A 971-nucleotide genomic window follows, 5' to 3' on the forward strand; every position below is an offset into this window, starting at 1 on the left:
CAGCTCCACAGCCGGCTACCCCTGCTCAGGAATCGGTGGCGAGGCCGCCCGCCGAGCCTGTTGCGGCGCCTGCCCGGCCGACGCCCCTGACCGAGGTGCCGCCCGACCTGGCGCGCGCTCCGCCAGCCCAGCCGTCGACGCAGCAGGCTTCCCCGGCGCCCACGGAGCCCGCCCAGCGGACAGCGCTGGCTCCTCCTACGCCACCCGAAACGGTCGCTCCGCCTCCGCCGACGCCTCCGGCCCGGCCGACCGCGCCCGAAGGCCATCGCGACGCCGTCGTCTGGCTGGCGGTCTCGGCCGATGGGCACGAGATCATGAGCGCCAGCACCGACCGCATGATCAAGCTCTGGGACATCGACGGCAAAAGGCTGATCCGCGACCTCGGAGCCCACAAGGACATGGCGCGCACGGCGCTCTTCATGCCGGACGGCAAAACCGCGCTGACCGCCGGCGACGACGGCGAGATCGTGCTGCGTCAGCTTTCCGACGGCGCGGTGCTGCACGTTTTTTCGTCAGGCCTGAACGGCGGTGTCAACAAGCTGGCGATCACCTCGGACGGCAAACGTGCGGTCAGCGGGCATAACACCATGGGCAAGGTCATCGTCTGGGATATCGAGAAGGGCTCCGCGCTGCATGTGATGGCCGGGCACTTCTGGCCGGTCAGCGCCGTCGCCGTCTCCCCCGACGGCACCCGCGCGCTCACCGCCAGTATCGATGGCGAACTGAAGCTCTGGGACATCGTCGCCGGCAGAGAACTGCGTAGCTGGCATGGTCATGACCGCGGCGCCTATGGCGCCGTCTTCACTGCCGACGGCCATCATGCGGTGACCGGCAGCGGCGACTGCACGATCAAGCTCTGGGATCTCGACGGTTTCAAGGAGGTGCGCCGTTTCGACGGCCATTCCGAAACCGTCTATGCGCTGGCGCTATCGGCCGACGGCAAACGGCTGGCCTCCGGCTCGCTCGATGGC

The 971-nt window shown here is 69.1% G+C and carries 2 protein-coding genes; one reads left to right on the plus strand and one right to left on the minus strand.

Features of this window, described 5'->3' with window-relative positions; genetic code table 11:
• Positions 1–25: 25 nt before the first annotated feature.
• Entirely contained in the window at positions 26–337 is a 312-nt protein-coding gene (locus EOA29_RS43930; protein WP_281061143.1) for a hypothetical protein, read from the minus strand.
• Between EOA29_RS43930 and EOA29_RS37975 the strand changes: the two genes are divergently transcribed.
• The coding region (locus EOA29_RS37975) for a WD40 repeat domain-containing protein (protein WP_281061142.1) at positions 285–971 on the plus strand (687 nt) is incomplete at its 3' end. The genes EOA29_RS43930 and EOA29_RS37975 overlap by 53 nt on opposite strands.

Source organism: Mesorhizobium sp. M1E.F.Ca.ET.063.01.1.1 (assembly GCF_003998155.1).
Classification (GTDB): domain Bacteria; phylum Pseudomonadota; class Alphaproteobacteria; order Rhizobiales; family Rhizobiaceae; genus Mesorhizobium.

Bases quoted from the DNA above. Each gene is read 5' to 3' on its own strand.
- EOA29_RS43930 (WP_281061143.1), bottom strand. From the start codon at position 337: ATGCGGTCGGTGCTGGCGCTCATGATCTCGTGCCCATCGGCCGAGACC.